The sequence below is a fragment of the Arthrobacter zhangbolii genome (genome assembly GCF_022869865.1).
GTDB classification, from domain to species: Bacteria; Actinomycetota; Actinomycetes; order Actinomycetales; family Micrococcaceae; genus Arthrobacter_B; species Arthrobacter_B zhangbolii.
Genome location: NZ_CP094984.1, coordinates 148,845 through 169,887, shown reverse-complemented (window position 1 = coordinate 169,887; position 21,043 = coordinate 148,845). Strand labels below are relative to the sequence as shown.

The 21,043-nt window shown below is 65.8% G+C and carries 25 protein-coding genes and 3 tRNA genes; 11 read left to right on the top strand and 17 right to left on the bottom strand.

The genetic code is table 11. The features are described 5' to 3' along the window. Nucleotides 1-67: 67 nt before the first annotated feature. Entirely contained in the window at nt 68-661 is a 594-nt protein-coding gene (locus MUK71_RS00885) for a hypothetical protein (protein WP_227929726.1), read from the top strand. 22 nt (nt 662-683) lie between these two features. On the opposite strand, the gene MUK71_RS00880 is transcribed toward MUK71_RS00885, so the two are convergent. The 4 genes from MUK71_RS00880 to MUK71_RS00865 form a co-directional block, all read right to left on the bottom strand. After that, the gene (locus MUK71_RS00880; RefSeq protein ID WP_227929727.1) at nt 684-1,301 is read right to left on the bottom strand and encodes a GyrI-like domain-containing protein; all 618 of its coding nucleotides are present in this window, start codon (nt 1,299-1,301) and stop codon (nt 684-686) included. A gap of 151 nt (nt 1,302-1,452) precedes the next feature. Then, on the bottom strand, nt 1,453-1,881 hold the full coding sequence (locus tag MUK71_RS00875) for a DUF3151 domain-containing protein (protein WP_227905918.1): 429 nt from the start codon (nt 1,879-1,881) through the stop codon (nt 1,453-1,455). Continuing rightward, on the bottom strand, nt 1,881-2,900 hold the full coding sequence (gene fbaA / locus MUK71_RS00870) for a class II fructose-bisphosphate aldolase (RefSeq protein ID WP_227905920.1): 1,020 nt from the start codon (nt 2,898-2,900) through the stop codon (nt 1,881-1,883). The genes MUK71_RS00875 and fbaA overlap by 1 nt, the downstream gene beginning before the upstream one ends. Nucleotides 2,901-3,034: 134 nt before the next feature. Then, entirely contained in the window at nt 3,035-3,703 is a 669-nt protein-coding gene (locus MUK71_RS00865) for a TrmH family RNA methyltransferase (protein ID WP_227906025.1), read from the bottom strand. Nucleotides 3,704-3,860: 157 nt separating this feature from the next. Between MUK71_RS00865 and MUK71_RS00860 the strand changes: the two genes are divergently transcribed. Further along, nucleotides 3,861-4,613 carry an HAD-IIA family hydrolase gene (locus MUK71_RS00860; protein WP_227906026.1) on the top strand — a complete coding sequence of 251 codons (753 nt, stop codon included), beginning with the start codon at nt 3,861-3,863 and terminating at the stop codon, nt 4,611-4,613. Between the two features lie 29 nt (nt 4,614-4,642). Here MUK71_RS00860 and MUK71_RS00855 read toward each other — a convergent pair whose 3' ends face one another. Continuing rightward, nucleotides 4,643-5,701, bottom strand: coding sequence for an alpha/beta fold hydrolase (locus MUK71_RS00855; protein WP_227929728.1), 1,059 nt, complete (start codon nt 5,699-5,701; stop codon nt 4,643-4,645). Further along, nucleotides 5,682-6,251 (bottom strand): orotate phosphoribosyltransferase, encoded by a 570-nt coding sequence (gene pyrE, locus MUK71_RS00850; RefSeq protein ID WP_227905933.1) that lies wholly within the window; start codon nt 6,249-6,251, stop codon nt 5,682-5,684. Before pyrE ends, MUK71_RS00855 begins: the two co-directional genes overlap by 20 nt. A gap of 135 nt (nt 6,252-6,386) precedes the next feature. Here pyrE and nadE point away from each other — a divergent pair, with 135 nt between their 5' ends. The 3 genes from nadE to MUK71_RS00835 all read left to right on the top strand — a co-directional run bounded on the left by nadE (nt 6,387) and on the right by MUK71_RS00835 (nt 8,986). After that, nucleotides 6,387-7,208, top strand: coding sequence for an NAD(+) synthase (nadE, locus tag MUK71_RS00845; protein WP_227905936.1), 822 nt, complete (start codon nt 6,387-6,389; stop codon nt 7,206-7,208). 117 nt (nt 7,209-7,325) lie between these two features. Next, entirely contained in the window at nt 7,326-8,129 is an 804-nt protein-coding gene (locus tag MUK71_RS00840) for an exodeoxyribonuclease III (RefSeq protein ID WP_227905938.1), read from the top strand. 2 nt (nt 8,130-8,131) lie between these two features. Next, on the top strand, nt 8,132-8,986 hold the full coding sequence (locus MUK71_RS00835; RefSeq protein ID WP_227929729.1) for a DUF8083 family protein: 855 nt from the start codon (nt 8,132-8,134) through the stop codon (nt 8,984-8,986). Between the two features lie 13 nt (nt 8,987-8,999). Here the strand turns inward: MUK71_RS00835 and MUK71_RS00830 are convergent, their stop codons facing one another. The 8 genes from MUK71_RS00830 to MUK71_RS00795 all read right to left on the bottom strand — a co-directional run bounded on the left by MUK71_RS00830 (nt 9,000) and on the right by MUK71_RS00795 (nt 11,825). Beyond that, nucleotides 9,000-9,611, bottom strand: coding sequence for a hypothetical protein (locus MUK71_RS00830; RefSeq protein ID WP_227929730.1), 612 nt, complete (start codon nt 9,609-9,611; stop codon nt 9,000-9,002). Further along, nucleotides 9,608-10,195 carry a DUF6286 domain-containing protein gene (locus MUK71_RS00825; RefSeq protein ID WP_227905942.1) on the bottom strand — a complete coding sequence of 196 codons (588 nt, stop codon included), beginning with the start codon at nt 10,193-10,195 and terminating at the stop codon, nt 9,608-9,610. The genes MUK71_RS00830 and MUK71_RS00825 overlap by 4 nt, the downstream gene beginning before the upstream one ends. Beyond that, nucleotides 10,192-10,563, bottom strand: coding sequence for a hypothetical protein (locus MUK71_RS00820; protein WP_227905943.1), 372 nt, complete (start codon nt 10,561-10,563; stop codon nt 10,192-10,194). The genes MUK71_RS00825 and MUK71_RS00820 overlap by 4 nt, the downstream gene beginning before the upstream one ends. An 11-nt stretch (nt 10,564-10,574) precedes the next feature. After that, nucleotides 10,575-10,766 (bottom strand): DUF2273 domain-containing protein, encoded by a 192-nt coding sequence (locus MUK71_RS00815; protein WP_227905944.1) that lies wholly within the window; start codon nt 10,764-10,766, stop codon nt 10,575-10,577. A gap of 60 nt (nt 10,767-10,826) precedes the next feature. Further along, complete coding sequence (locus tag MUK71_RS00810; protein ID WP_227905945.1) at nt 10,827-11,339, bottom strand: Asp23/Gls24 family envelope stress response protein; 513 nt, start codon at nt 11,337-11,339, stop codon at nt 10,827-10,829. Nucleotides 11,340-11,487: 148 nt separating this feature from the next. Continuing rightward, nucleotides 11,488-11,563, bottom strand: a tRNA-Phe gene (locus MUK71_RS00805). A 56-nt stretch (nt 11,564-11,619) separates the two neighbouring features. Continuing rightward, nucleotides 11,620-11,693, bottom strand: a tRNA-Asp gene (locus tag MUK71_RS00800). Between the two features lie 59 nt (nt 11,694-11,752). Next, nucleotides 11,753-11,825, bottom strand: a tRNA-Glu gene (locus MUK71_RS00795). 145 nt (nt 11,826-11,970) lie between these two features. Between MUK71_RS00795 and MUK71_RS00790 the strand changes: the two genes are divergently transcribed. Both MUK71_RS00790 and MUK71_RS00785 read left to right on the top strand, forming a co-directional pair. Further along, complete coding sequence (locus tag MUK71_RS00790; protein WP_227906028.1) at nt 11,971-12,330, top strand: metallopeptidase family protein; 360 nt, start codon at nt 11,971-11,973, stop codon at nt 12,328-12,330. 9 nt (nt 12,331-12,339) lie between these two features. Further along, nucleotides 12,340-13,269, top strand: coding sequence for a cation diffusion facilitator family transporter (locus MUK71_RS00785; RefSeq protein WP_227929731.1), 930 nt, complete (start codon nt 12,340-12,342; stop codon nt 13,267-13,269). Between the two features lie 10 nt (nt 13,270-13,279). Here MUK71_RS00785 and MUK71_RS00780 read toward each other — a convergent pair whose 3' ends face one another. Continuing rightward, nucleotides 13,280-14,284, bottom strand: coding sequence for a universal stress protein (locus tag MUK71_RS00780; RefSeq protein WP_227929732.1), 1,005 nt, complete (start codon nt 14,282-14,284; stop codon nt 13,280-13,282). Nucleotides 14,285-14,459: 175 nt separating this feature from the next. Between MUK71_RS00780 and MUK71_RS00775 the strand changes: the two genes are divergently transcribed. Continuing rightward, nucleotides 14,460-15,122, top strand: coding sequence for an NAD(P)/FAD-dependent oxidoreductase (locus MUK71_RS00775; protein WP_227929733.1), 663 nt, complete (start codon nt 14,460-14,462; stop codon nt 15,120-15,122). Here MUK71_RS00775 and MUK71_RS00770 read toward each other — a convergent pair. Beyond that, nucleotides 15,064-15,660 (bottom strand): copper resistance CopC family protein, encoded by a 597-nt coding sequence (locus MUK71_RS00770; protein ID WP_227929734.1) that lies wholly within the window; start codon nt 15,658-15,660, stop codon nt 15,064-15,066. The genes MUK71_RS00775 and MUK71_RS00770 overlap by 59 nt on opposite strands. Nucleotides 15,661-15,766: 106 nt before the next feature. On the opposite strand from MUK71_RS00770, the gene MUK71_RS00765 reads away from it, so the two are divergent. The 3 genes from MUK71_RS00765 to MUK71_RS00755 all read left to right on the top strand — a co-directional run bounded on the left by MUK71_RS00765 (nt 15,767) and on the right by MUK71_RS00755 (nt 18,658). Then, nucleotides 15,767-17,197: an NCS2 family permease gene (locus MUK71_RS00765; RefSeq protein WP_227906019.1), complete on the top strand. Its 1,431-nt coding sequence runs from the start codon at nt 15,767-15,769 to the stop codon at nt 17,195-17,197. Nucleotides 17,198-17,480: 283 nt separating this feature from the next. Next, nucleotides 17,481-17,807 (top strand): helix-turn-helix domain-containing protein, encoded by a 327-nt coding sequence (locus MUK71_RS00760; RefSeq protein WP_244802772.1) that lies wholly within the window; start codon nt 17,481-17,483, stop codon nt 17,805-17,807. A 44-nt stretch (nt 17,808-17,851) separates the two neighbouring features. Further along, complete coding sequence (locus MUK71_RS00755) at nt 17,852-18,658, top strand: IS3 family transposase (RefSeq protein WP_244802774.1); 807 nt, start codon at nt 17,852-17,854, stop codon at nt 18,656-18,658. Between the two features lie 91 nt (nt 18,659-18,749). On the opposite strand, the gene MUK71_RS00750 is transcribed toward MUK71_RS00755, so the two are convergent. Beyond that, on the bottom strand, nt 18,750-20,963 hold the full coding sequence (locus MUK71_RS00750) for a catalase (protein WP_227929693.1): 2,214 nt from the start codon (nt 20,961-20,963) through the stop codon (nt 18,750-18,752). Nucleotides 20,964-21,043 lie beyond the last annotated feature (80 nt).

Genomic DNA, 21,043 nt, shown 5'->3' with positions numbered 1-21,043 from the left:
GCCAAGTTTAGCCGATCATGCTTTCGCTCACCCGAAAATACGCTCTCCCGCAGGTACCGTGGGCGTCATGGACCGATTCCGCGGCTATATCGCCGGACTGGGCACCGCTTCCGGCACCCGTTTTGTGGTGGGGCACTGGCAGGATTCCCCGCTGGGCGCGTTCACCGATGTGATGGTGGAGGACGACGCCGGCCTTCGCACACTGCTGGCCCCCTCCGACACCGTGGCGGATTACGTGAACGCTACCTACCGTTTTGACCGGACCGTGGTGGCACCGGTGCACGCGGAGCTGGCGCCGGGCACCCTGCGGGTGGCCGCCGGGCCGCTGCGGCTGGACGTGCGGCTGGGGCCGGTAACGGTTTTGGGCCGGCTGCTGGAGCACGTGCCGGCGCCGCTCGCCGTCGCCCCCTGGTGGCTGCGGATCATCAGTCCGATGGCGGCCCTGCTGGTGCCCGGTGTGCAGACGGCAGGGTCTGCGGGCGGCGGACGGCGCGAGTTCTACGGTGTCCGGTCCATCCGTTCCCTTACCGGTGTGGACGCCGCGTGGGACGGGGCGGATCTGGGTCCGCTGCGGCCGGTTGATCCTCCGGTGAAGTTCGGTTTCAGCTCCGTGCCGGCCACCCCGCAGATTGTCGCGGTCACCACCACCATCCTTCCCTGAATTACACCGGCGCCGGGAACGCTCAGACGGGCCGGACCGGTTGTCGCAGCACGGTGCGGAGCTTCTCCGGAGCGGTGCGCCGGGGGTCGTTCAGGTAGATCTCGTGATGGTCGCCGTTGAAGGCCAGGTTCCGTTCGGGCATCCAGGTGTCGTGCAGCCGGGCGAGGACCGGCGCCTCGTCGTCGTAAGGACCGATAAACAGGATCTGCGCCGACAATCCTTCATGCAACGGCAGCAGCCGCACCCGGGCCGCTTCCGGCAGTTTCTTTTTCGCCGCCACCTCGGCGCCTGCCTGCTCGACCATCTCCGCCGTGATCCATTCCGGCTGCGGGATCAGCATGGTCCAGTCCCAGGAGTCCTTATCCCCACTGACAAACGCCTCCGGGTTCTCCGCCCGCCAAAGCCCTTCCAACGGGCCCACGGTGAAATCCTGTTGCAGTTCCCGCTTGGACCGGAACTTCAGCGTATAGGCCACCGGATACAGGCACTCCAGGGCGCGGGCATACTCGGGCGAGGTGTTCGGATTCCCGTGTCCGTCCACGGCCAGGTACTGCAGCGGCGGAACCTCTACCAGGGTGAAATCCCTGCGGCCGGGCGCGTAGAGCTCCGGGTAGCTCCTGCGGAATTCGAACGTGTCCATGGCAGTTCCCCTTCCCCTTCGGACTTCAGGGTAGGCGTTCGGCGGACTTCAGGGTAGGCGTTCGGGGCCGGCTTGGGCAGGACAATCGGCCCTGCACAACAAAAAACCGGCGGCCCCCGGTATGGGGACCGCCGGCTCTCACGGAATACAGTTAGGCGAGCTGGCCCTCGATGGCAGCCTTGGCCTGCGGATCAGAGTCATCCAGGAACTTCCGGATCCGGTCCACTTCGTCAGCTTCACCGATGGCGGCCGCCGCACGGCCCAGCGCGTACAGCGAGCGCAGGAAGCCGCGGTTGGGGACATGCGACCACGGGATGGGACCGACACCGCGCCAGCCGGCGCGGCGCAGGGCATCCAGTCCGCGGTGGTAGCCGACGCGGGCGTAGGCGTAGGACTCAACATTCTGGCCCTCTTCGAACGCCTCGTCCGCCAGCGTGGCCCACACCTGCGAGGAGGTGGGGAATTTCGCGGCGAGGTCCACGGCTTCGTCGCCTGCCTCCAGGCGGGCGACGACGTCGGTTTCCTCGGGCAGGTAGGTGGCGTCCGGGCCGAGCAGGTTCTTGCGGAATTCGTCTGACATTAGAGCGCCTTGCCTGCCGATCCGAGGTTCTGTGCAGCTTCCACCACACGGGCGGCCATGCCCTTTTCTGCCGAGGCACCCCAGACGCGCGGATCGTACTGCTTCTTGTTGCCCACTTCGCCGTCCACCTTCAGCACGCCGTCATAGTTGCGCAGCATGTGGTCTACCACCGGCCGGGTGTAGGCGTACTGGGTGTCGGTGTCGATGTTCATCTTGATGACGCCGTAGGAGACGGCGTCGGCAATCTCCTGGGCGGAGGAACCCGAGCCGCCGTGGAAGACCAGGTCGAACGGGCGTTCCTTGCCGATGGACTCGCCCACCGCGTCCTGGATTTCCTTCAGGATTTCCGGGCGCAGCTTCACGCCGCCGGGCTTGTACACGCCGTGTACGTTGCCGAAGGTCAGGGCCGTGATGTAGCGGCCCTTGCTGCCGTCACCGAGGGCTTCGATGGTTGCCATACCGTCTGCGACCGTGGTGTAAAGCTTGTCGTTGATGGCGTTCTCCACGCCGTCTTCCTCGCCGCCCACGGTGCCGATCTCCACCTCGAGGATCATCTTGGCGGCCGCGGTGCGGGCCAGCAGGTCCTGGGCGATGCGCAGGTTGTCCTCGAGGGTTTCGGCGGAACCGTCCCACATGTGCGAGTTGAAGATCGGGTCTTCGCCGCGCTTCACGGCGGCCTCCGAGGCGGCCAGCAGCGGCAGGACAAAGTCATCCAGCTTGTCCTTGGGGCAGTGGTCGGTATGCAGCGCAATGTTCACGTTGTAGCTCTTGGCTACTTCCTTGGCGTAGGCCGCGAACGCGAGGGAGCCGGTGACCATGTTCTTCACGGAGGCGCCGGACCAGTAGGCTGCGCCGCCGGTGGATACCTGGACAATGCCGTCGGATCCGGCCTCGGCGAAACCGGCCAGTGCCGCGTTGAGTGTCTGCGATGAGGTGACGTTGACGGCCGGGTAGGCGAAGCCCCCTGCCTTGGCGCGGTCAATCATCTCGGCATAAATCTCCGGGGTTGCAATAGGCATGCTGACTCCAAGGTCGATTGTGGCAGGGCCTGGCGCCCTCGTTGGCTTCCTACATCCTAGCCATAAGTATCCTGCCGGCAGCAGGTGATGTCACCGGATAACGTGCCGCGGCGGACGGAACCGGTGCCCGTCCCCTAGTTCACCTTCTGGCCGAAGACATGGCGGCGGATCCAGCCGTGCATGGCAATGGCGGCGGCGGACCCGGCATTGATGGAGCGGGTGGAACCGAACTGGGCAATGGACAGCGTCGCATCCGCCGCAGCGTGGACTTCCGGGCTGAGGCCCGGGCCCTCCTGGCCGAAGACCAGCACGCAGTTTTCCGGCAGTTCGTAGGTTTCCAGCGGCACGGAATCGGGGAAGTTGTCGATCCCGATGATGCTCAGGCCCTCGCTGCGCGCCCACTCGACGAAGTCCTCCACCGTCGGGTGGTTGCGGATGTGCTGATAGCGGTCGGTGACCATGGCGCCGCGGCGGTTCCACCGGCGTCGTCCGATGATGTGCACTTCCTTGGCCATGAACGCGTTGGCGGTGCGGACCACGGTGCCGATGTTGAAGTCGTGCTGCCAGTTTTCAATGGCTACATGGAACGGATGCCGGCGGGTGTCCAGGTCCGCCACGATCGCATCATGCTTCCAGTACCGGTACTCATCCACCACGTTGCGGGCATCGCCGTTGGCCAGCAGTTCCGGGTCCCAGTGACCGCCATCGGGCAGCGGACCTTCCCAGGGGCCCACGCCCACTTGGTGCAGGGGAACGGCGGCCGGGTCTGCGGCGTCAACGGGGAGTTCTTCGGGGCTGTCTATCACCCTTCCAGCCTAAGGTGAAAGACTGGCAGGGTCCGCCGCGTCCCCTCTGACTCCGGTCCCTGGCGCGGCGGCAGGTAAGCAAGGCAACAACGATGTATGCGAGAAATGGGAGACCGTGGGCGAAAACGAGAACATTGAGTGCTGGCTGACGGACATGGACGGCGTGCTGGTCCATGAGAACCATCCGATTCCCGGAGCCGCGGAGCTCATTGACCGCTGGGTGGCAACCTCCAAGCGGTTCCTGGTGCTGACCAACAACTCCATTTACACCCCGCGGGACCTGGCCGCCCGGTTGCGGGCCTCGGGCCTGGAGGTGCCGGAGGAGAACCTGTGGACCTCCGCCCTGGCCACCGCCGAGTTCCTCAAGGACCAGGTCAAGAACGCCGGCGCGCCCGGCCGCTGCTTCGTGGTGGGTGAGGCCGGGCTGACGACGGCGCTCCATGAGGCGGGCATGATCCTTACGGACACCAACCCGGACTATGTGGTGCTCGGTGAAACCCGCACGTACTCCTTCGGCACCATCACCAAGGCCATCCGGCTGATCCTGGGCGGCGCCCGGTTTATTGCCACCAACCCTGACGTTACCGGCCCCTCGCAGGAGGGTGTGCTGCCGGCCACCGGCGCCATCGCGGCCTTGATCACTGCGGCCACCAACATGGAGCCCTACATTGTGGGCAAGCCGAACCCGATGATGTTCCGCTCCGCGATGCGCAAGATCGACGCGCATTCCGAGACCACCGCCATGATCGGTGACCGGATGGACACGGACATCGTCGCCGGCATCGAAGCCGGGCTGCACACCGTGCTGGTGCTCAGCGGCATTACCCAGCGCGAGGATGTGAACCGGTACCCGTTCCGTCCCACGCAGATCATGAATTCGGTAGCCGATCTGATCAATACCGTCTAGGCCGGACATCCGGGAGCACCCGGGGCCGGCTATTCCAGCGGCTCCGGGCCATCCGTCGGCTCGGGCGGGTCAACGATGCGGAACACTTCCGCCAGCGCATCCTGATACACCCCCGGACTCCACTGCGGGCTGGCGTGGGCGGGGCTGGCCCCCTCCGTGACCGTGGAGTCGGATACCAGGTTCGCGCCCAGGGCTGCCTTCCACGCGGATCTGGTGGAGTAGTAGTTCACTGTTTTGTCTTCGGGGTTGCCAATGAACGCCACCTTGGTGTCCCCGAGGGATCCGCCGAACCGCGGAGCGGTGAAGTGGTAAATATAGGACGCCTGGGACTGGATGAGCGTGGTGGAGGGCGCCAGCGGGGAAAGCTGAGCCAGCGTCTGTTCCCCGATGGTGCGCCAGGAGCGTTCGTTCTTGTGCATCACCCGCTCCCCCAGCTCGTATCCGCCGCGCATGCCCATGGGAATCCGGTAGCCGGCGTCGTACAGGAATACGGTGCCCTCAAACATTGCCCGGTCCCGCACATCGTTCTTTCCGGCCGGGCTGGAATCCAGAATGATCAGTTCGACGGCGATCCCGCGTTCCCGCAGCCCGGCAGCCACCTGCACGGCCAGCATGCCGCCGAAGCTGTGCCCGTAGAAGTAGATGCGTTCGAGCCGGTGTTTCCGGATGTAGGCGTGGACCGCCTCCAGGATGTCTCCGGGTTTCAGCCCGAGGTTGGAGTAGCCGATGCCCGCGAGCTGGCCGCGGGTGGTCAGGGCGGGGCGGAGCGATCCGAGGATCCAGTGCGCTTCTTCCCAGCTGGTTTTGTATCCCGGGAACAGGAACCACATGGCGCGCGGGAAGCTCCGCTCGGCGTCTTCATCGGCGACCCGGAGGATCTCCAGTTCCTCGCGGTACCGCTGAATCCGGTGCGTGATGCCCAGATCGGCGCTGAGGAGAAGCCCGGCGAGGGAACCGGCCAGAAAGCGGCGGCGCGAGACCCGGTGCAGCTCGGCAGCCTTGCGGAGGGTTTCCGCTGCCTCCCGGGCGGGTTCCGGAACAGGAAGGTCTGCGCCGAACGGTGCGGCGCTAGTCGAGTCCGAGTTCATCCTTGCCGAACGCGAACAGGTAAGGCACTCCGGCTTCAGCCTCGATGCGTTCCTTGGCTCCGGTGTCCCGGTCCACGATCACTGCCACGGCCACCACATTGCCGCCGGCCCGGCGCACGCCCTCAACGGCGGTCAGTGCGGACCCGCCGGTGGTGGACGTGTCTTCCAGGACCACCACGTTGCGTCCGGCGACGTCGGGGCCTTCCACCTGCCGGCCCATGCCGTAGGACTTCTGTGCCTTGCGCACCACGAAGGCGTCCACGGCGCGGCCGGCGCGCGCAGCAGCGTTCATGACCGCCGTGCCCACGGGATCAGCCCCCATGGTCAGGCCGCCGGCGTTGGTGAACTCGATGCCCGCTTCATCGAGCAGGTTCAGCATCACGTCGCCGACCAGCGGGGACGCCTCGTGCTGCAGCGTGACGCGGCGCAGGTCAATGTAGTAATCCGCTTCGGCACCGGAGGACAGCACCACTTTTCCACGGACCACCGCCAGTTCCATGATCAGGTCGAGCAGGCGGGTACGGGCCGGGGCGATCGCGGGCGAAGTCATGCCTTAATCCTATCCGGCAGCCCCTGCGGCTCCCGATTTAAGCCGCTTTGCGACGCCGCCCGCCGGGCAGGTGCCGCACCTCAATCCCGTCATTTTCCCGGGCGCCGGAGAAGAGTGGCATATAGGCTGAGGTCCATGCGTGAACTACAAAAGGAAATCATTGCCGAATTGGGAGTTCAGCCCTCCATTGACGCCGCCGGGGAAATCCGGCGCCGGGTGGACTTCCTCAAGGAGTACCTGCGGGCCTCACATACCAAGGGCTATGTCCTGGGCATCAGCGGAGGCCTGGATTCCACCCTGGCCGGGAAGCTCGCCCAGCTGGCCGTGGACGAACTGACGGCCGAGGGCACCGAGGCCAGGTTCATAGCCCTGCGCCTTCCCTACAAGGTCCAGCATGACGAAGAGGACGCCCAGGCAGCCCTGGCGTTCATCAACCCGTCCGAGTCCCTGGTCTACAACGTGGGTCCGGCCGTGGACGGCTTTGAAGACGAATACGTGAAGATGACCGGCGAGAAGATCACCGACTTCAACAAGGGCAACATCAAGGCCCGGGTCCGCATGACCGCCCAGTATGCAGTCGCGGGCCAGCACAACCTGCTCGTTATCGGCACCGATCACGGCGCGGAATCCGTCACCGGATTCTTCACCAAGTTCGGCGACGGCGGCGCGGACGTCCTGCCCCTCTCCGGCCTGAACAAACGGCAGAACCGGGCCCTGCTCACCGAGCTGGGCGCACCGGAACGGCTGGTGAAGAAGGCACCCACCGCTGACCTGCTGGACGGTAAGCCCGGCCAGACGGATGAGACCGAGCTGGGCCTGAGCTACGACACCATCGACAGCTACCTCGAAGGCGAAGATGTTCCGGCTGAGGACGCCGAGAAGATCGAAGCTCGGTTCCTGATGACCCGGCACAAGCGCACCGTACCGGTAATGCTGAGCGACACCTGGTGGAAATAGCACCGTTGCACCCGGCCGGGCAGCTCTCCGCTGCCCGGCGGCGGGGCGGCAGGCGGAACGGCCCGGCCGGCCACGGCCACAGTGTGGGAGCTGGCCGGATTCGGTAACGTAGCAGTTGTGAAGATAGCTACTTGGAATGTGAACTCCATCCGCGCCCGTGCCGACCGCATCGAGGCGTGGCTGCAGCGCTCCGACGTCGATGTCCTGGCCATCCAGGAAACCAAGGCCAAGGACGAGAACTTCCCCTGGGAACTGTTCGAGAAGAACGGCTACGAGGTGGCCCACTTCGGGCTGAGCCAGTGGAACGGTGTGGCGATCGCGTCCCGGGTGGGGCTCGACGACGTCGAACGCACCTTCCCGGACCAGCCGCACTTCGGCAAGACCGAGGAAACCACGGTGGCCGAGGCGCGTGCCATCGGCGCCACCTGCGGCGGGGTACGGGTGTGGAGCCTGTACGTTCCCAACGGCCGTGCCGTGGATGATCCCCACATGCCCTACAAGCTGCAGTGGCTGAAAACCCTCAAAAACCATGCAGCCGAATGGATCACTGCGGATCCTTCCCTGAACCTGGCGCTTATGGGTGACTGGAACATTGCCCCGCAGGATGACGACGTGTGGGACATCGACTGGTTCCGCGCCCAGAACGCCACGCACATCACCGAACCCGAGCGGCAGGCCTTCAACGAGTTCCTGGACGCCGGCTTCACCGACGTCGTCCGCCCCTTCAACCCGGGGCCCGGCGTATACACATACTGGGATTACACCCAGCTGCGCTTCCCGAAGCGCCAGGGCATGCGCATCGACTTTGTCCTGGGCTCCCCCGCCCTGGCCAAGCGCGTCACCGGCGCCGTGATTGACCGGGAAGAACGCAAGGGCAAGGGCGCCTCGGACCACGCTCCCGTGATTGTGGAACTGGACTAGCCGTGGCGCGGCCGCCGCAGCACTCCCTGTACCGGACGTTCCCGTTCGTCTCCTACCTGCGGGTCTACGAGCCGCTGGATGCGTTCGACGACGCCGCGCAGCTGGCCATCATGGAACAGCGCGCCCGGGGCCGGCACGAAACCGAGATCCTGGAGCGCACCGACGCTGTCCGGCGGCTGGTGCGGGTGGTCTCGGACCCGTTCCCGCACAATGCCACCGATCTGGTCCGGGTGCTGCACTTCCCGGCCGAGGAAGGCATCACCAACCGGCTGTACTGCCCCAACCAGCTCGCGGTCCGCGCCTCCCTGGCCGCCGAATCCCTGGGCGAATCCATCCGCGGCCCGCTGGTGGACGTCTTGGTTCCCGAGGTCGCCCGCGAGGCCCACGCAGCACGGCTGGACCCGGATTCCTTCGCAGACTCGCTGGCGAAGCTGCACACCCGCTCCGCCACTTGGGGTGTTCCCTTCGGCTGGTTTGTCCTGCTGCACGAGGATGATCACACCGAAGTGGTAGAGGATGACGGGCGGGTCCAGACGGTCAGGCTGTCCGCCCCCGTGCCGCAGGCCATCGAACGGGCACGAGCTGCCTCTGCTGCCCTGGCCCTGGCCGCCCCGGAGCTGGACCTGCTGGATGAACTGGCAGCACTGACCGAGTGGCTGGAGGTCTTCGATCCGGAGGCGGTCGTGGAACTGGACTACGGCCCGGTGGCGGACCTGGTCTTCCCCGACGATTCCCCGTCCGACGTGCGGCTGGGCATTGAATCCCTGGCCGAAGGGGACATGGGCGGGGCAGCTGCCGCCTACCGCCGGCTGGCGTCCCGGTGGATCCCCATCCGCCAGCTCGCCCGGGCATCCTAGGCGGGCACCGCGTTTAGCGGACCCGGTCCTCGCGGCTGAACCGCAGCCGGCGGCCGGACTCCAGGCTCAGCAGGACCGGGGTCTGGCAGCCCAGGGCAGTGTCCAGTGTTTCCACCAGGGCAGTGGCATCGGCGGCAATAAGATGCGGAGCTGCGCCCTGCCGCGGAGTGATCCGGACGCGCAGGGCGGTGCGGCCCTTCATGGAATAGGTACTGACTGCTGCACCGGCCACATCCGGGTCCTCCTGCAGTGCACTGCGCAGCGCCTGTTCCGCCACGTTGCCGCTGAGGGCCACGGTGCCGGGAGCGCCGTCGTCGTTGTACTCCGAAATCAGTGTTGACGTGCGCCCGCCGCCCTGGGCCGCAATCCACAGGATCATCAGCACAATCCCGACGAAACTGAGCAGCGCCAGCCCCACCCACACCCAGCTGCCGCCGAGCCCCGGAATGGCGGTCCTGCCCAGCACGGAGCCAATGGATGCCATGGCATCCGGAGCATAGGCCTGCCAGGCCCGCGCCGCAGCCGGCCAGGCGGAAATCAGCAGCAGGCCGGCTCCAACCCCGAGCATGATCAGCCCGAGCAGTCCCAGCAGGAGCCGGTTCAGGGCACGCGGTGTCGCATTCACTGGCCGATCACCCCCACCGGGGCAATGCGTACCCGGACGGCCGGCTGCGGATCGAGTTTGGTGAGCAGCAATTCATCCTCCACCGCCGCGCGGATGGCTTCATCATCCACCGGGATGCCGGAGGTTGGCCGGATCTGGACATCAACGGCTGTCCGTCCCACGGTCACCAGCACCTGCTGGGGGGTCACACCCGCCTGCAGCCGCGCGCACCGGGCCAGCGATGCGGCCAGCACCTCGGCGTCCACTACGACGGCGGCGCGCGGGTTCGGCAGGGCATAGCGGGCGCGGCGGCCGGGCAGCACCGCCTGCAGGAAGAACAGGAGGCCGGCGAAGAGGATAAGTGCTCCGGAGAGTCCCAGAATGAGCGGATCGGTGCCGGCGGGCAGACCCGCCAGCCAGTGCCCGAAGGTGGGCGGATCAATCAGCCAGGCCGGCTGGCCGAGTGCCTGGAGCACGGATTCAAGCAGCACGTAGCCACAAAAGAGGATGCCGAGGACGGCGGCAGCCACGGCCGCGGGTGTCCGCGCCGAATGGGTTTCGCGCCGCAGGATCCTGCCGGTCAGTTCCCTGTCCGCCCGCTTCACTGCACCCGCCGCCCTTCGGACAGGAGCGCACCGGTGATGCGCACATCAACCCGGGACAGCATGGACCCGGTGAGCTCGGAGATCCGCTGCAGCAACACGGGCTTGGCCGCATGTGCCCGTTCCCACACGGTGCCTCCGGCACGGTGCAGCATGCCGGGGTGCTGTTGCAGGACCTGGAGCGGGGGCAGGGCAATGGGCAGGGACACGGCCAGGGCCAGCAGCCCCCGGTCATCAGCCCAGCGCACGCGGACCTGCTGCGCGGGGACGCCGAAATATTCGGAGGCGGCTGCCTGGGCGGTGCTGGTCAGCGCCTGGGTGCTGATCCGGTTATGCCCGGATAGCACCGCGCCGGTCTCGGCTGCGGTCATCACGGCGGTGCTCACGAAGAGGAGCGGCGGCCCGTGAGCGCATCAGTGACGCTGCGGAAGTCGATTTTGCCTTCCGCTGCACGTCCCAGCAGCGCACCCACCGCTATGAACAGGGCAGTCAGCATAAAGCCCCAGAAATCGAAGATCAGCGCGGCGAAGGCCAGTACGGCCCCGGTTGCCATTCCCACCACTGTTGGTTTCATTTCCCCTGCCTCATAATCCGCTCGCGACCCGCGCCTCCTGCGAGGAACCTGCTTTCGACCCTATACCGCTTTGGCGCCCGTCACAGGCTTGGTGCCGGGGTCAGCAGATTCGGCAGGCAGGTGGACGTCATTGATTTCCACATTCACTTCCACCACGCGCAGGCCCACCAGCTGCTCCACCGCTCCGTAGACCGCAGCGCGGACGTTGTTGGCCACCGTGGTGAGGGCGGTGCCATAGACCGCCACCAGGCTGATATCCACGGCAACTTCACGTTCACCCACCTCCACATGCACGCCCTGGGTGGCACTGGAGCCGCCGACGGCGTCCCGCACGGCTCCCAGCGCGCGTCCGGTGGTATTGCCGAGGGCATACACGCCGGAAACGGAGCGGGCGGCTATCGCAGCGACCTTGGCCACGGCCTGTTCACTGATCGCCGTACGGCCGCCGATTCCGGTGGCGTCCGGGAGGCCGGCTGTGTCCGACGGCGGCACGGCAGCCGCGGAGGCGGGTGTGGTGACGGGGGCGGCGTGCGCGGGGGCAACGGGCGCTGGTGTGTTCCGGAGCTCATCCATGGGTTCAGCGTATCCCGGCGGCCCCGGGTTGTGCAGGGCGGCGGGTGGGCGGCTGCGCTGACCCAGGGCGGCGGGTGGGCCTGCCATCTGCCCGGACACAAAGAAAAACCCCGTCCTGCCTCTTCCGAGACAGCTACGGGGTTTTAGCTGGTGGCTCCGACCGGCGTCGATCCGGTGACCTTTCGATTTTCAGTCGAACGCTCTACCAACTGAGCTACAGAGCCTGGCATCATCAACCGATGATCACCGAGATCTTCCAAATCGCTTCAGAAAATCCGAGCGACCCTGACGGGACTTGAACCCGCGACCTCCGCCGTGACAGGGCGGCGCGCTAACCAACTGCGCTACAGGGCCTTGCATTTCACGAGTGTCAACTCTACCAGATGAAATCCGGTTGAATTACCACTCCTGAGTACCCCCAACGGGATTCGAACCCGTGCCGCCGCCGTGAAAGGGCGGTGTCCTAGGCCGCTAGACGATGGGGGCCAACAGAACACACATGGATTGAAGCGGCCGGTGAACCAGTCGTTTCGCTCCGTTGTGGACTCTAAAACTATAGGGCCTATTTCCGGAATAAACAAAACGCCTCCGGTGAGGCACACGCCACTACAGTGGAGGGGTGCCAATTCAGATGAGTGCCGACGAGTTCGAGGCCTGCGTGGAAGCCGCCATCGACACCATTCCCGCAGATCTCTCCCGCGCCATGAACAACGTGGCCATCTTCATTGAGGATGAGTACGTACCGGGCCCGCACGAGGATCCGGACACCGAGCTGCTGGGCGTGTACGAAGGCACACCTCTGACCGAACGGGACTCCTGGTGGGATGCCGGCTCGCTGCCGGACCGCATCGTGGTGTTCCGCGGACCCCTGCTGCGCATGTGCGAAAGCCGGGAAGAAGTAGTGGATGAAGTCCGCATCACCGTCATCCATGAGGTGGCCCATCACTTCGGCATCGATGACGAGCGGCTGCACGAACTCGGTTGGGGCTAGCCTTAAACCATGAGTGACCATTCCGGCCACAGCCACGGCCTCAGCCCCGTCACCGCCACCGGGAAGCACCGCCGCCGCCTGCTGATTGTTTTCATCATCACCATGTCCGTGGTGCTGATCCAGGTGGCCGGCGCGCTGCTGTCCGGTTCACTGGCGCTGCTTGCCGACGCCGGGCACATGCTCTCGGACGCTGCCGGTGTCTCCATTGCCCTGGTGGCTGCGTGGATTGCGGCGCGCCCGCCCACAGCCCGGCGGACGTACGGCTACCAGCGCGCCGAGGTCCTGGCAGCGCTGGCCAATGCGGTGCTGCTCATCGTCATCGCGTCGGTCATCTTCATCGAGGCCCTGCGCCGGCTGGGGTCCCAGACGGAGGTCCACACCGGGCTGATGCTCATCGCGGCGATCGTGGGCGGGCTGGCCAACCTGGCCTCCCTGCTGGTGCTGCATTCGGGCCGCAAGGAGTCCCTGAACGTACGCGGGGCCTATCTGGAAGTGCTCGGGGACCTGCTGGGCTCGGCGGCAGTGGTGGTTTCCGCCGTCGTTATTATGCTCACCGGCTACCAGCAGGCGGACACCTGGGCCTCCATCCTGATTGCCCTGATGATCCTGCCCCGGGCATGGTCGCTGCTGAAGGAAGTCATCGACGTGCTGCTTGAGGCTACCCCGGCCGGCGTGGATATTGCGCTGATCCGGGACCATATCGTCTCGGTCGACGGCGTAGCGGATGCACATGACATCCACATTTGGACCATTACCTCAGGGGTCCCGGTGTTCTCCGCGCATGTGGTGGTGGACGAGGAGCACCTCACCCCGGAAGGCATGGACCGGGTGCTGGACGGGCTGACCCGGTGCCTCAGCAGCCATTTCGATACCGACCACTGCACCTTCCAACTGGAGCCCGCCAGCCACGCGGTCCACGAAGGGCAGCAGCACGCCTAGGGGCCGCGGGTTACTCCATCACCATGGGGCCGAAGTCCCGCCGGTCCAGCAGCCGCGGGTCCTCATGATCAGGCACCACCATCACCGGTCCCTTGGCATGGTGCAGCACGCTCTGGCTGGTGGAGCCCAGGAGCATTCCGGCGAAGCCGCCGCGGCCCCGGGTACCCAGCACCAGCAGTTCCACCTTCGCGGTCCGCTCCACCAGAATCTCCGGCGGCGCCCCATCCACCAGCTCCACGGTCATTTCCAGTGACGGGAAGTGGCTCTGCAGCCAGTCCCGGCCGGCGTCGAGCTGTTCGCGCAGTTCCGCATGCAGGGCCTCGATGTCCAGCGGTGCGGGCACCCAGGCCAGCGAGCCGCTGAAGGGCGGAAGTGAGCACAGGATGCGCAGCGGGAGGTTCATGCGCAGGGCCTGTTCCGCCGCGACCAGCGAGGCCGCACGGCCCTGCTCGGAGCCGTCCACTCCCACCACCACGGCCTGGTGCACGGCATCAGGATCCGGTGAGTTGGCCGGCGGCTTCACCCCCGAATCCGGCAGGCGCCCGGCGGTGCGCAGGGGAACAATGACGGTGGGGCACTTTGCGTGGGCGGGCAGTGCGCTGGACACGGAACCCAGCAGCCGGCCGACAAATCCGCCGCGTCCGCGTGAACCCACCACCATCAGGTCCGCGTCCTCGGACAATTCCAGCAGGACCGCGGCGGCGTCGCCGGTTTCCACGCGGGGAACGATTTCCAGGTTGTAATGGCTGATCCGCGCCACGGCGTCATCCAGCACCTGCCGGGCGCCGTCGCGGATCATCTCGTCATCCACCGTGGTGTATCCGGCGTCCATGGAAGAGGCGGCAAAGATCGGCACCGTGTATGCCGTCACCACGTGAAGGGGGCACTGCCTGCGCCGGGCTTCACGGGCGGCCCAGAAAAGGGCGCACATGCTCTGATCGGATCCGTCGATGCCCACCACGATGCCCGCGGGCCCGTCTGCGCCGGGTCCGGTTCCCCAGGTCGAATCAGTCACGTGCTGCTCCTTCCGGTACCCAACCGGCAATCAGCGTCCGGCTGTCCTTAGCAGTAGCGTACCGCGCTGCGGCAACAGAACACGCTACCGCTGCGACGAGGTCCGCTATATGGTTCGCTCCCAGAGCCAGCGGCCTGTGGGGAGGTTCCGGACCCGACGGAAGGACAACACCGGCATGAACCCTGATCGCAACGGCGCGGGGCGTCAAACGCCGATTCCCGAACGGACCCGGACGGTGGTGATTGGCTGCGGACTCAGCGGGATGGCCGTAGCGGCCGAACTGAGCAGGCAGGGCGTGGACTCCATTGTGGTGCACGGGCCGGTTCCGGATGCGGAGGCCATCCGGGGAGCGGCGGCGGAGCCGGAACCCTACACCAAGCGGGACCAGCTGCGCCGGATTCTGCAGGGCTACGCTGCCAGCCACCAGCTGGATATCCGCGGCGACTCCCCGGCGAGGGATCTGCGCCGGGCTGCACCCTCAGGGCTACGCCCCTCCCCCGTGGCCGGCACGGGGAGGTGGGCGGTGCGTACGGGACGGGGGGTGCTGCTGGCCGACACCATTGTCCTCACCAGCTGCTCCCGCTCCGATCTGCGGAAGATGACCAAAGCCGCCGGGGTGGCCACCTGGCCCGAAACGGTAACCGCCCTGCGGGAGGCCGGCGTCTATTTTGTGGGCGTGGGCGGGACCATGCTGCCCACGGTCAGTGAACTCCTGCGCCAGGCGAAAGCCGCCGGCGAAGCCATCGCGGGTGTGATTCTGCCTACGGACGGGCCGAAAGTCAGCCCTCGCGCAACCGCCGCCGGACAATCAGTGCAATCAAAACGGCGACGGCGATAAGCACGACGACGGCGGGGACGATTACCTGCCAGGAGAGACCGGTGTCCTCCCCCTGGTTCAGCACCGGCGTCTGCGAGGAATCGCCCGGCTCGGACGGCTGCACGGACGGGCCTGCAGCAGGGGCCGTCTCAGCTTCGCCTCCCGCGGCGGTGAAGCCGAAGGTCCCCTCAATCGGATGGGCATCCGAGGACACTACCCGCCACTGCACGGTGTACGTGCCCGCCGGCGCGCCGTCGCGCAGCCGCTGGGTGGCAGTGTTGTCCAGGATCCGCACATCACCGTCCGCCCAGTCGGTGCCGTCTTCGGCCAGTACCCTGACCTCGGAGCCAATTGCGGCCGGAGTGTTGGAGAAGGTCAGCTCCACCGCCTCGGGTGCGGAGTCCAGCACCGCACCGTCGGCGGGAACCGAGCCCGTCAGCTCATCGTGCGCTGCCGCCGGCGGCGCGGACAGCAGCAGCCCTGCGAATACGGCGAACAGGAAGGCGGCGAGCGCGGTGAAACCGGACAGGGACGGTCTGTTACGTACGAAGTTCCTCACTGTTTCAGCCTAGCCGCCCCCGGCCGGGGACGCCTCCGGGGCCGCGATAAGATCAAAGTGCAGGATTTCCCTCACTTCATCCCACCGTCAGTTCAGAGGACGCGTCATGCTCAAAAAAGGTTCAAAGCTGGACCGCTACTTCGAGATCACGAAACGGGGTTCATCCGTTGCCACCGAAGTGCGCGGCGGCCTGGCCACCTTCTTCGCGATGAGTTACATAGTGGTACTGAACCCGCTGATCCTTGGCGGCGAAGACTCCATGGGCAACACCATGCCCGGGCCGGCCATTGCCGCCGGAACGGCCCTCGTTGCGGGCATCCTCACCCTGATTATGGGCATTTGGGCCAAGCACCCCTTCGCTATCGCCACCGGCCTGGGCGTAAATGCCTTCGTGGCCGTGACTGTGGCTTCCAATGACGGCCTGACCTGGCCGGATGTGATGGGGCTGGTGGTCATTGCAGGCCTCGCCATGGTCATCCTGGTGCTGACCGGCTTCCGGACAGCCGTATTCCGTGCCGTGCCGCCCAGCCTGAAAACCGCGATTGTGGTGGGCATTGGTCTTTTCGTAACACTCGTGGGACTGGTCAACGCCGGTTTTGTCCGGCGCAACCTGGACGAGGCCGGCACCACGGTTCCGTTGGGCCTGGGCAACGGAGGGGAACTGCTCGGCTGGCCTACCCTGGTGTTCGTCTTCGGCCTGCTGCTGACCATTGTGCTGATGGCACGCAAGGTCCGCGGCGCCATCCTGATCGGCATCCTGGCCTCCACTGTTTTCGCCGTACTCGTCGAGTGGCTGGCCAGCCCGGGCAGCCAGGGCGCCGGCGTTGCGACCGGCTGGTCGCTGGTAACACCCAGCGCACCCGAATGGGGAGCCCCCGATCTTTCCCTGATCGGCGATGTCAGCCTGGTCGGATCCTTCCAGACCCTGGGCGGCATCGCCGCCTCGCTGCTGGTCTTCGTGATCCTGCTCAGCATCTTCTTCGACGCCATGGGCACCATGGTGGGCCTGGCCGCCGGCGCCGGATCCATCGACAAGGACGGCAACATCCCCAACGTGGAGCGTGTACTCTTGGTTGATGCCGCGGGTGCGGTGGCAGGCGGCGGCGCCGGTGTTTCCTCCAACCAGATCTTCGTGGAATCCGGTGCCGGTATCGGCGAAGGCGCGCGGACCGGCCTGGCCTCCGTGGTGACCGGCCTGCTCTTCCTCGTGGCCATGTTCCTCACCCCGCTGATCTACCTGGTTCCGTTTGAGGCCGTGGCCCCCGCCCTGGTGGTTGTGGGCTACCTGATGGTTTCGCAGGTGGGCAAGATCGATTGGAACGACATCGGGCTGGCCCTGCCGTCCTTCCTGACCTTCGCGCTGATGCCGTTCACCTACTCGATCGCCAACGGCCTGGGGGCCGGGTTTATCTCCTTCACCGTGATCCGCCTCTTCCAGGGCCGCGGCCGCGAAGTGCATCCCCTGATGTACGTGGTCGCCGCAGCTTTCGCACTGTACTTCGGCGTAGGCCCGATCACGGAGCTGCTCGGCGTCTGAGTGACCTGATCCGGGTCCGCCGTTAGACACGGACCATAGCCAAAGAGGGGATCCCCGGCGTGATGAACTGCTCCCCGAAAGTTGGACTGAGAAATCAGTTCTGACTTTCGGGGAGCAGTTTTTGCAGAAGAGCAGTTCGTTATCCGAGGAACAACGCAAGGCCGCGGTAGCGTTGTTCGAGACCGGTTGGGGTCCCAACTCCGTAGCAACAAGGCTCGGGGTGCGCGTGAAAGCAATCCGCCGGCTATACGACCGGTGGAGAGTTCGCGGAGGTTCGACGCTAGTGGCCAAGCCAACCAAACGCTTGTTCTCCTTCGAGTTCAAACTCGATGCCGTGCGCCGATTTCAAGCTGGAGAGAGCAAAGTCGCCCTGGCTAAAGAGCTCCAGCTGTCCTCTCCGCAGCTGATCGAGAAGTGGGCACGTCAGTACCGGGCGGAAGGCGAAGACGGACTGCGCGCGAAGCCCAAGGGCCGCCCGAAGACAAATCCTGAGGCATCGACGCAGCCAGAGTCAGAGATACAACGATTGCGCCGCGAGAACGAGCGTCTGCGGGCAGAGGTCGCGTTCCTGGGAAAAGTGCAGGCCTTGAGGGACGAGGAACGGCCGTAAAGGTCCGCGCTGTCATCGCTCTCAAGGCCGAACACCGGCTGGACGTGCTCCTGGACGTCGCGGGCCTGGCCCGTTCGACGTTTTTCTATCATCAGGCCCGCTTCCAGCGCCCAGACCCGCAAGCTGAGATTAAGGCTGCCGTGAGGGAGATCTTCGAGAAGAACCACGGCCGGTACGGGCACCGCCGCATTCATACTGAGCTGCTCAAGCACGGGTGGACGGTGGCGAAAAAGACCGTGTTGAAGCTGATGCGTTCGCTGCGGCTGGTCTGCAAAGTACGGCGAAGGAAGCGTTACGTCTCCTACCGCGGTGAACAGGGCGTGGTGGCACCGAATCTGCTGAACCGGGAGTTCGAAGCTGCTGCACCGAACCAGAAGTGGGTGACCGACGTGACCGAGTTCAGCGTCGGTGACCGCAAGCTCTACCTCTCCCCGGTGATGGACCTCTTCAACCGGCAGATCATCTCGTACTCGATCGGGTTATCCCCGAATCTGGAGCTCACTAACTCCTCGCTGCGTGAAGCCCTCACCGGTCTCGAGCCCGGGGCGCAGCCGCTCGTGCATTCGGATCAGGGATTCCAGTATCAGCACGTCTCGTGGCGGACGCTGCTGAAGAACGCCGGAGCGGTCCAATCGATGTCCCGCAAGGGCAACTGCTACGACAACGCGGTGATGGAGAACTTCTTCGGACACCTCAAGGAGGAACTCTTCCACCGGGTCCGGTTCCTGAACACCGATGCCCTGAGGGCCCAGCTGGATGAGTACATCCGCTGGTACAACACTGAACGTATCTCGACAAAGCTCGAGGGCCTGAGCCCGGTGCAATACCGTGCTCAGGCCCTCGCGGCCTAGACTTTTATTTGGCCAGTCCAACTTTCGGGGACCAGTTCATGAGCCGGGGATCCCCTCTTCTATTTCCCGTACGGAAACGCAGGCCCGCAGGCTAGGCGGCGACGGTGCGCTCCCAGACCCGGTGGCCGGCCAGCAGGCCGGTCAGTCCGGCAGTCACCTCAGCAGCTTCCCCCGTCACAACACCGGGGGCGTCAGTGGGGATGCCTGCTGCCATCAGGACGGAACTGCCGTCGCCCCAGGCGCCGATGGCCTTTGCATGGCGGAAGGCTTCGCCCAGCATCAGCGTCACCCTCGGGTCGAGGGAGGGATGACCCTCCGGGTTGCCGGCCTTCGCGTCCAGGCTGCCGACGGCGTCGGTCGCCGGAGCACCCGAGGCCGCCACCACCACGGCGTCGAACTCAGTGGAACGGGCCGTCAGGTAGGTCCGCTGGACGGTAATCTCTCCGCCCAGCTTCCCGCCGTGGGGAGCCACTACCAGCGGAACCACTCCTTCCGCCTGCAGGGTGGCAAGCACCTCGGAAAGCGCACCGAGGTCGGTGGTGTCATCCGCCACCACACCGACTATCCGGCCGGCCACCGGCCAGGAGCCGCCGATCTGGCTCAGGGCAGGGCTGGGTGCGGTGTCTTCCACGGCAAGCTCCGGTTCCGGTGCTTCGAGGCCCAGTCCCATGGCGACCTCTGCGGCCAGCCGTGCGTCGATATTGGCGAGCGACTGGAGCTGGCGCAGCCGGATGTTCTCCTCGTAGCACTTGCCCAGTTCAAAGGTGTAGGCCTGAACCACGTGGTCCTGCTCCACCGGGGTCAGCGAGCGGAAAAACATCCGTGCCTGGCTGTAGTGGTCATCAAAGCTGGCCGGGTTTTCCCGCACCTTCCGGGACGCCGGCACTTCGGCTGGAACGTCAATGAAGGCACCCATGTCGGCGCCGGCCATAAAGGGGCAGCCGCCGTCCAGGGAATTGGGCTGGTACGGGGCCACACCCGCATGGTCGGCATCCTGGTGGAAGCCGTCGCGGAGCATGTCGTTCACCGGGGCGTGCGGGCGGTTGATGGGGATCTGGCTGAAGTTCGGTCCGCCCAGCCGGGTGAGCTGGGTGTCGATGTAGGAGAACAGCCGGCCCTGCAGCAGCGGATCATTGGTGACGTCGATGCCGGGCACGAGGTGGCCGGGGTGGAAGGCCACCTGCTCGGTTTCCGCGAAGAAGTTGGTGGGGTTGGCGTTGAGCGTCATGGTGCCGATGATCTGCACCGGAGCCAGTTCCTCGGGCACCAGCTTCGTCGGGTCCAGCAGGTCGATGCCCTCGAACATTTCATCCTCGGTGTCCGGGAACACCTGGATGCCCAGATCCCACTGCGGGAAGGCGCCTGCTTCGATGGCATCGGCCAGGTCCCGGCGGTGGAAATCAGGATCCATGCCGTTGATGATCTGTGCTTCCTCCCAGACCAGGGAGTGCACGCCCTGACGCGGCTTCCAGTGGAACTTCACCAGGGTGGTTTCCCCCTTGGCGTTGACCAGGCGGAAGGTATGGACGCCGAAGCCTTCCATGGTGCGGTAGGAACGCGGGATGCCGCGGTCGGACATATTCCACATGGTGTGGTGCTGCGCTTCGGTGTGGAGCGAGACGAAGTCCCAGAAAGTGTCATGGGCGCTTTGCGCCTGGGGGATTTCACGGTCCGGGTGCGGTTTGCCCGCGTGGATCACGTCAGGGAACTTGATGGCGTCCTGGATGAAGAAGACCGGAATGTTGTTGGCAACCAGGTCATAGTTGCCCTCGTCCGTGTAGAACTTGGTGCTGAAGCCCCGGGTGTCCCGGACCGTGTCGGCGGAGCCGCGGGATCCCAACACCGTGGAGAAGCGGACAAACACCGGTGTTTCCGTTCCCCTGGCCAGGAAACCGGCGCGGGTCACCCCTTCTGCGGCGCCGTTGGCCACAAATACGCCGTGAGCTGCGGCACCGCGGGCGTGGACTACACGCTCCGGGATGCGTTCATGGTCAAAGTGGGTGATCTTTTCGCGCAGGTGGTGGTCCTGCAGGAGTACCGGCCCGCGAGGACCGGCCTTGAGGGAATGGTCGGTATCCCGCAGCCGTGCCCCCTGGGCGGTGGTCAGGTACCGTCCGCTCTGGGCGTTGGAGGACTTCGGCGCGCCGGTGGGAACTCCGGTGGGGGACACGGTCTCCGGTCCATCCTGGTCCGGCTTGGGCGGCAACGGCTCGCGGGGTTCGATCGGCTCGGCCAGGGACGGGGCCGAGGCCGCCGGTGCGCCCGGAATGGGCAGGTCGGGATCGGATGTGCTCTTGTCAGACATGTAGCCTCCATCGTGGTTCAGACCGGCTGCCGGGAGACGGCAGCGTCTTTCCACCCTACTAAATTAGTAAGCAGGCTGAC

What these genes read in the sequence shown, in the direction of transcription:
- MUK71_RS00885 (WP_227929726.1), top strand. Translation starts at nt 68, where the DNA reads ATGGACCGATTCCGCGGCTATATCGCCGGACTGGGCACCGCTTCCGGC.
- MUK71_RS00880 (WP_227929727.1), bottom strand. Translation starts at nt 1,301, where the DNA reads ATGGACACGTTCGAATTCCGCAGGAGCTACCCGGAGCTCTACGCGCCC.
- MUK71_RS00875 (WP_227905918.1), bottom strand. Translation starts at nt 1,881, where the DNA reads ATGTCAGACGAATTCCGCAAGAACCTGCTCGGCCCGGACGCCACCTAC.
- fbaA (WP_227905920.1), bottom strand. Translation starts at nt 2,900, where the DNA reads ATGCCTATTGCAACCCCGGAGATTTATGCCGAGATGATTGACCGCGCC.
- MUK71_RS00860 (WP_227906026.1), top strand. Translation starts at nt 3,861, where the DNA reads ATGGACGGCGTGCTGGTCCATGAGAACCATCCGATTCCCGGAGCCGCG.
- MUK71_RS00855 (WP_227929728.1), bottom strand. Translation starts at nt 5,701, where the DNA reads ATGAACTCGGACTCGACTAGCGCCGCACCGTTCGGCGCAGACCTTCCT.
- pyrE (WP_227905933.1), bottom strand. Translation starts at nt 6,251, where the DNA reads ATGACTTCGCCCGCGATCGCCCCGGCCCGTACCCGCCTGCTCGACCTG.
- nadE (WP_227905936.1), top strand. Translation starts at nt 6,387, where the DNA reads ATGCGTGAACTACAAAAGGAAATCATTGCCGAATTGGGAGTTCAGCCC.
- MUK71_RS00820 (WP_227905943.1), bottom strand. Translation starts at nt 10,563, where the DNA reads ATGACCGCAGCCGAGACCGGCGCGGTGCTATCCGGGCATAACCGGATC.
- MUK71_RS00815 (WP_227905944.1), bottom strand. Translation starts at nt 10,766, where the DNA reads ATGAAACCAACAGTGGTGGGAATGGCAACCGGGGCCGTACTGGCCTTC.
- MUK71_RS00810 (WP_227905945.1), bottom strand. Translation starts at nt 11,339, where the DNA reads ATGGATGAGCTCCGGAACACACCAGCGCCCGTTGCCCCCGCGCACGCC.
- MUK71_RS00790 (WP_227906028.1), top strand. Translation starts at nt 11,971, where the DNA reads ATGAGTGCCGACGAGTTCGAGGCCTGCGTGGAAGCCGCCATCGACACC.
- MUK71_RS00785 (WP_227929731.1), top strand. Translation starts at nt 12,340, where the DNA reads ATGAGTGACCATTCCGGCCACAGCCACGGCCTCAGCCCCGTCACCGCC.
- MUK71_RS00775 (WP_227929733.1), top strand. Translation starts at nt 14,460, where the DNA reads ATGAACCCTGATCGCAACGGCGCGGGGCGTCAAACGCCGATTCCCGAA.
- MUK71_RS00765 (WP_227906019.1), top strand. Translation starts at nt 15,767, where the DNA reads ATGCTCAAAAAAGGTTCAAAGCTGGACCGCTACTTCGAGATCACGAAA.
- MUK71_RS00750 (WP_227929693.1), bottom strand. Translation starts at nt 20,963, where the DNA reads ATGTCTGACAAGAGCACATCCGATCCCGACCTGCCCATTCCGGGCGCA.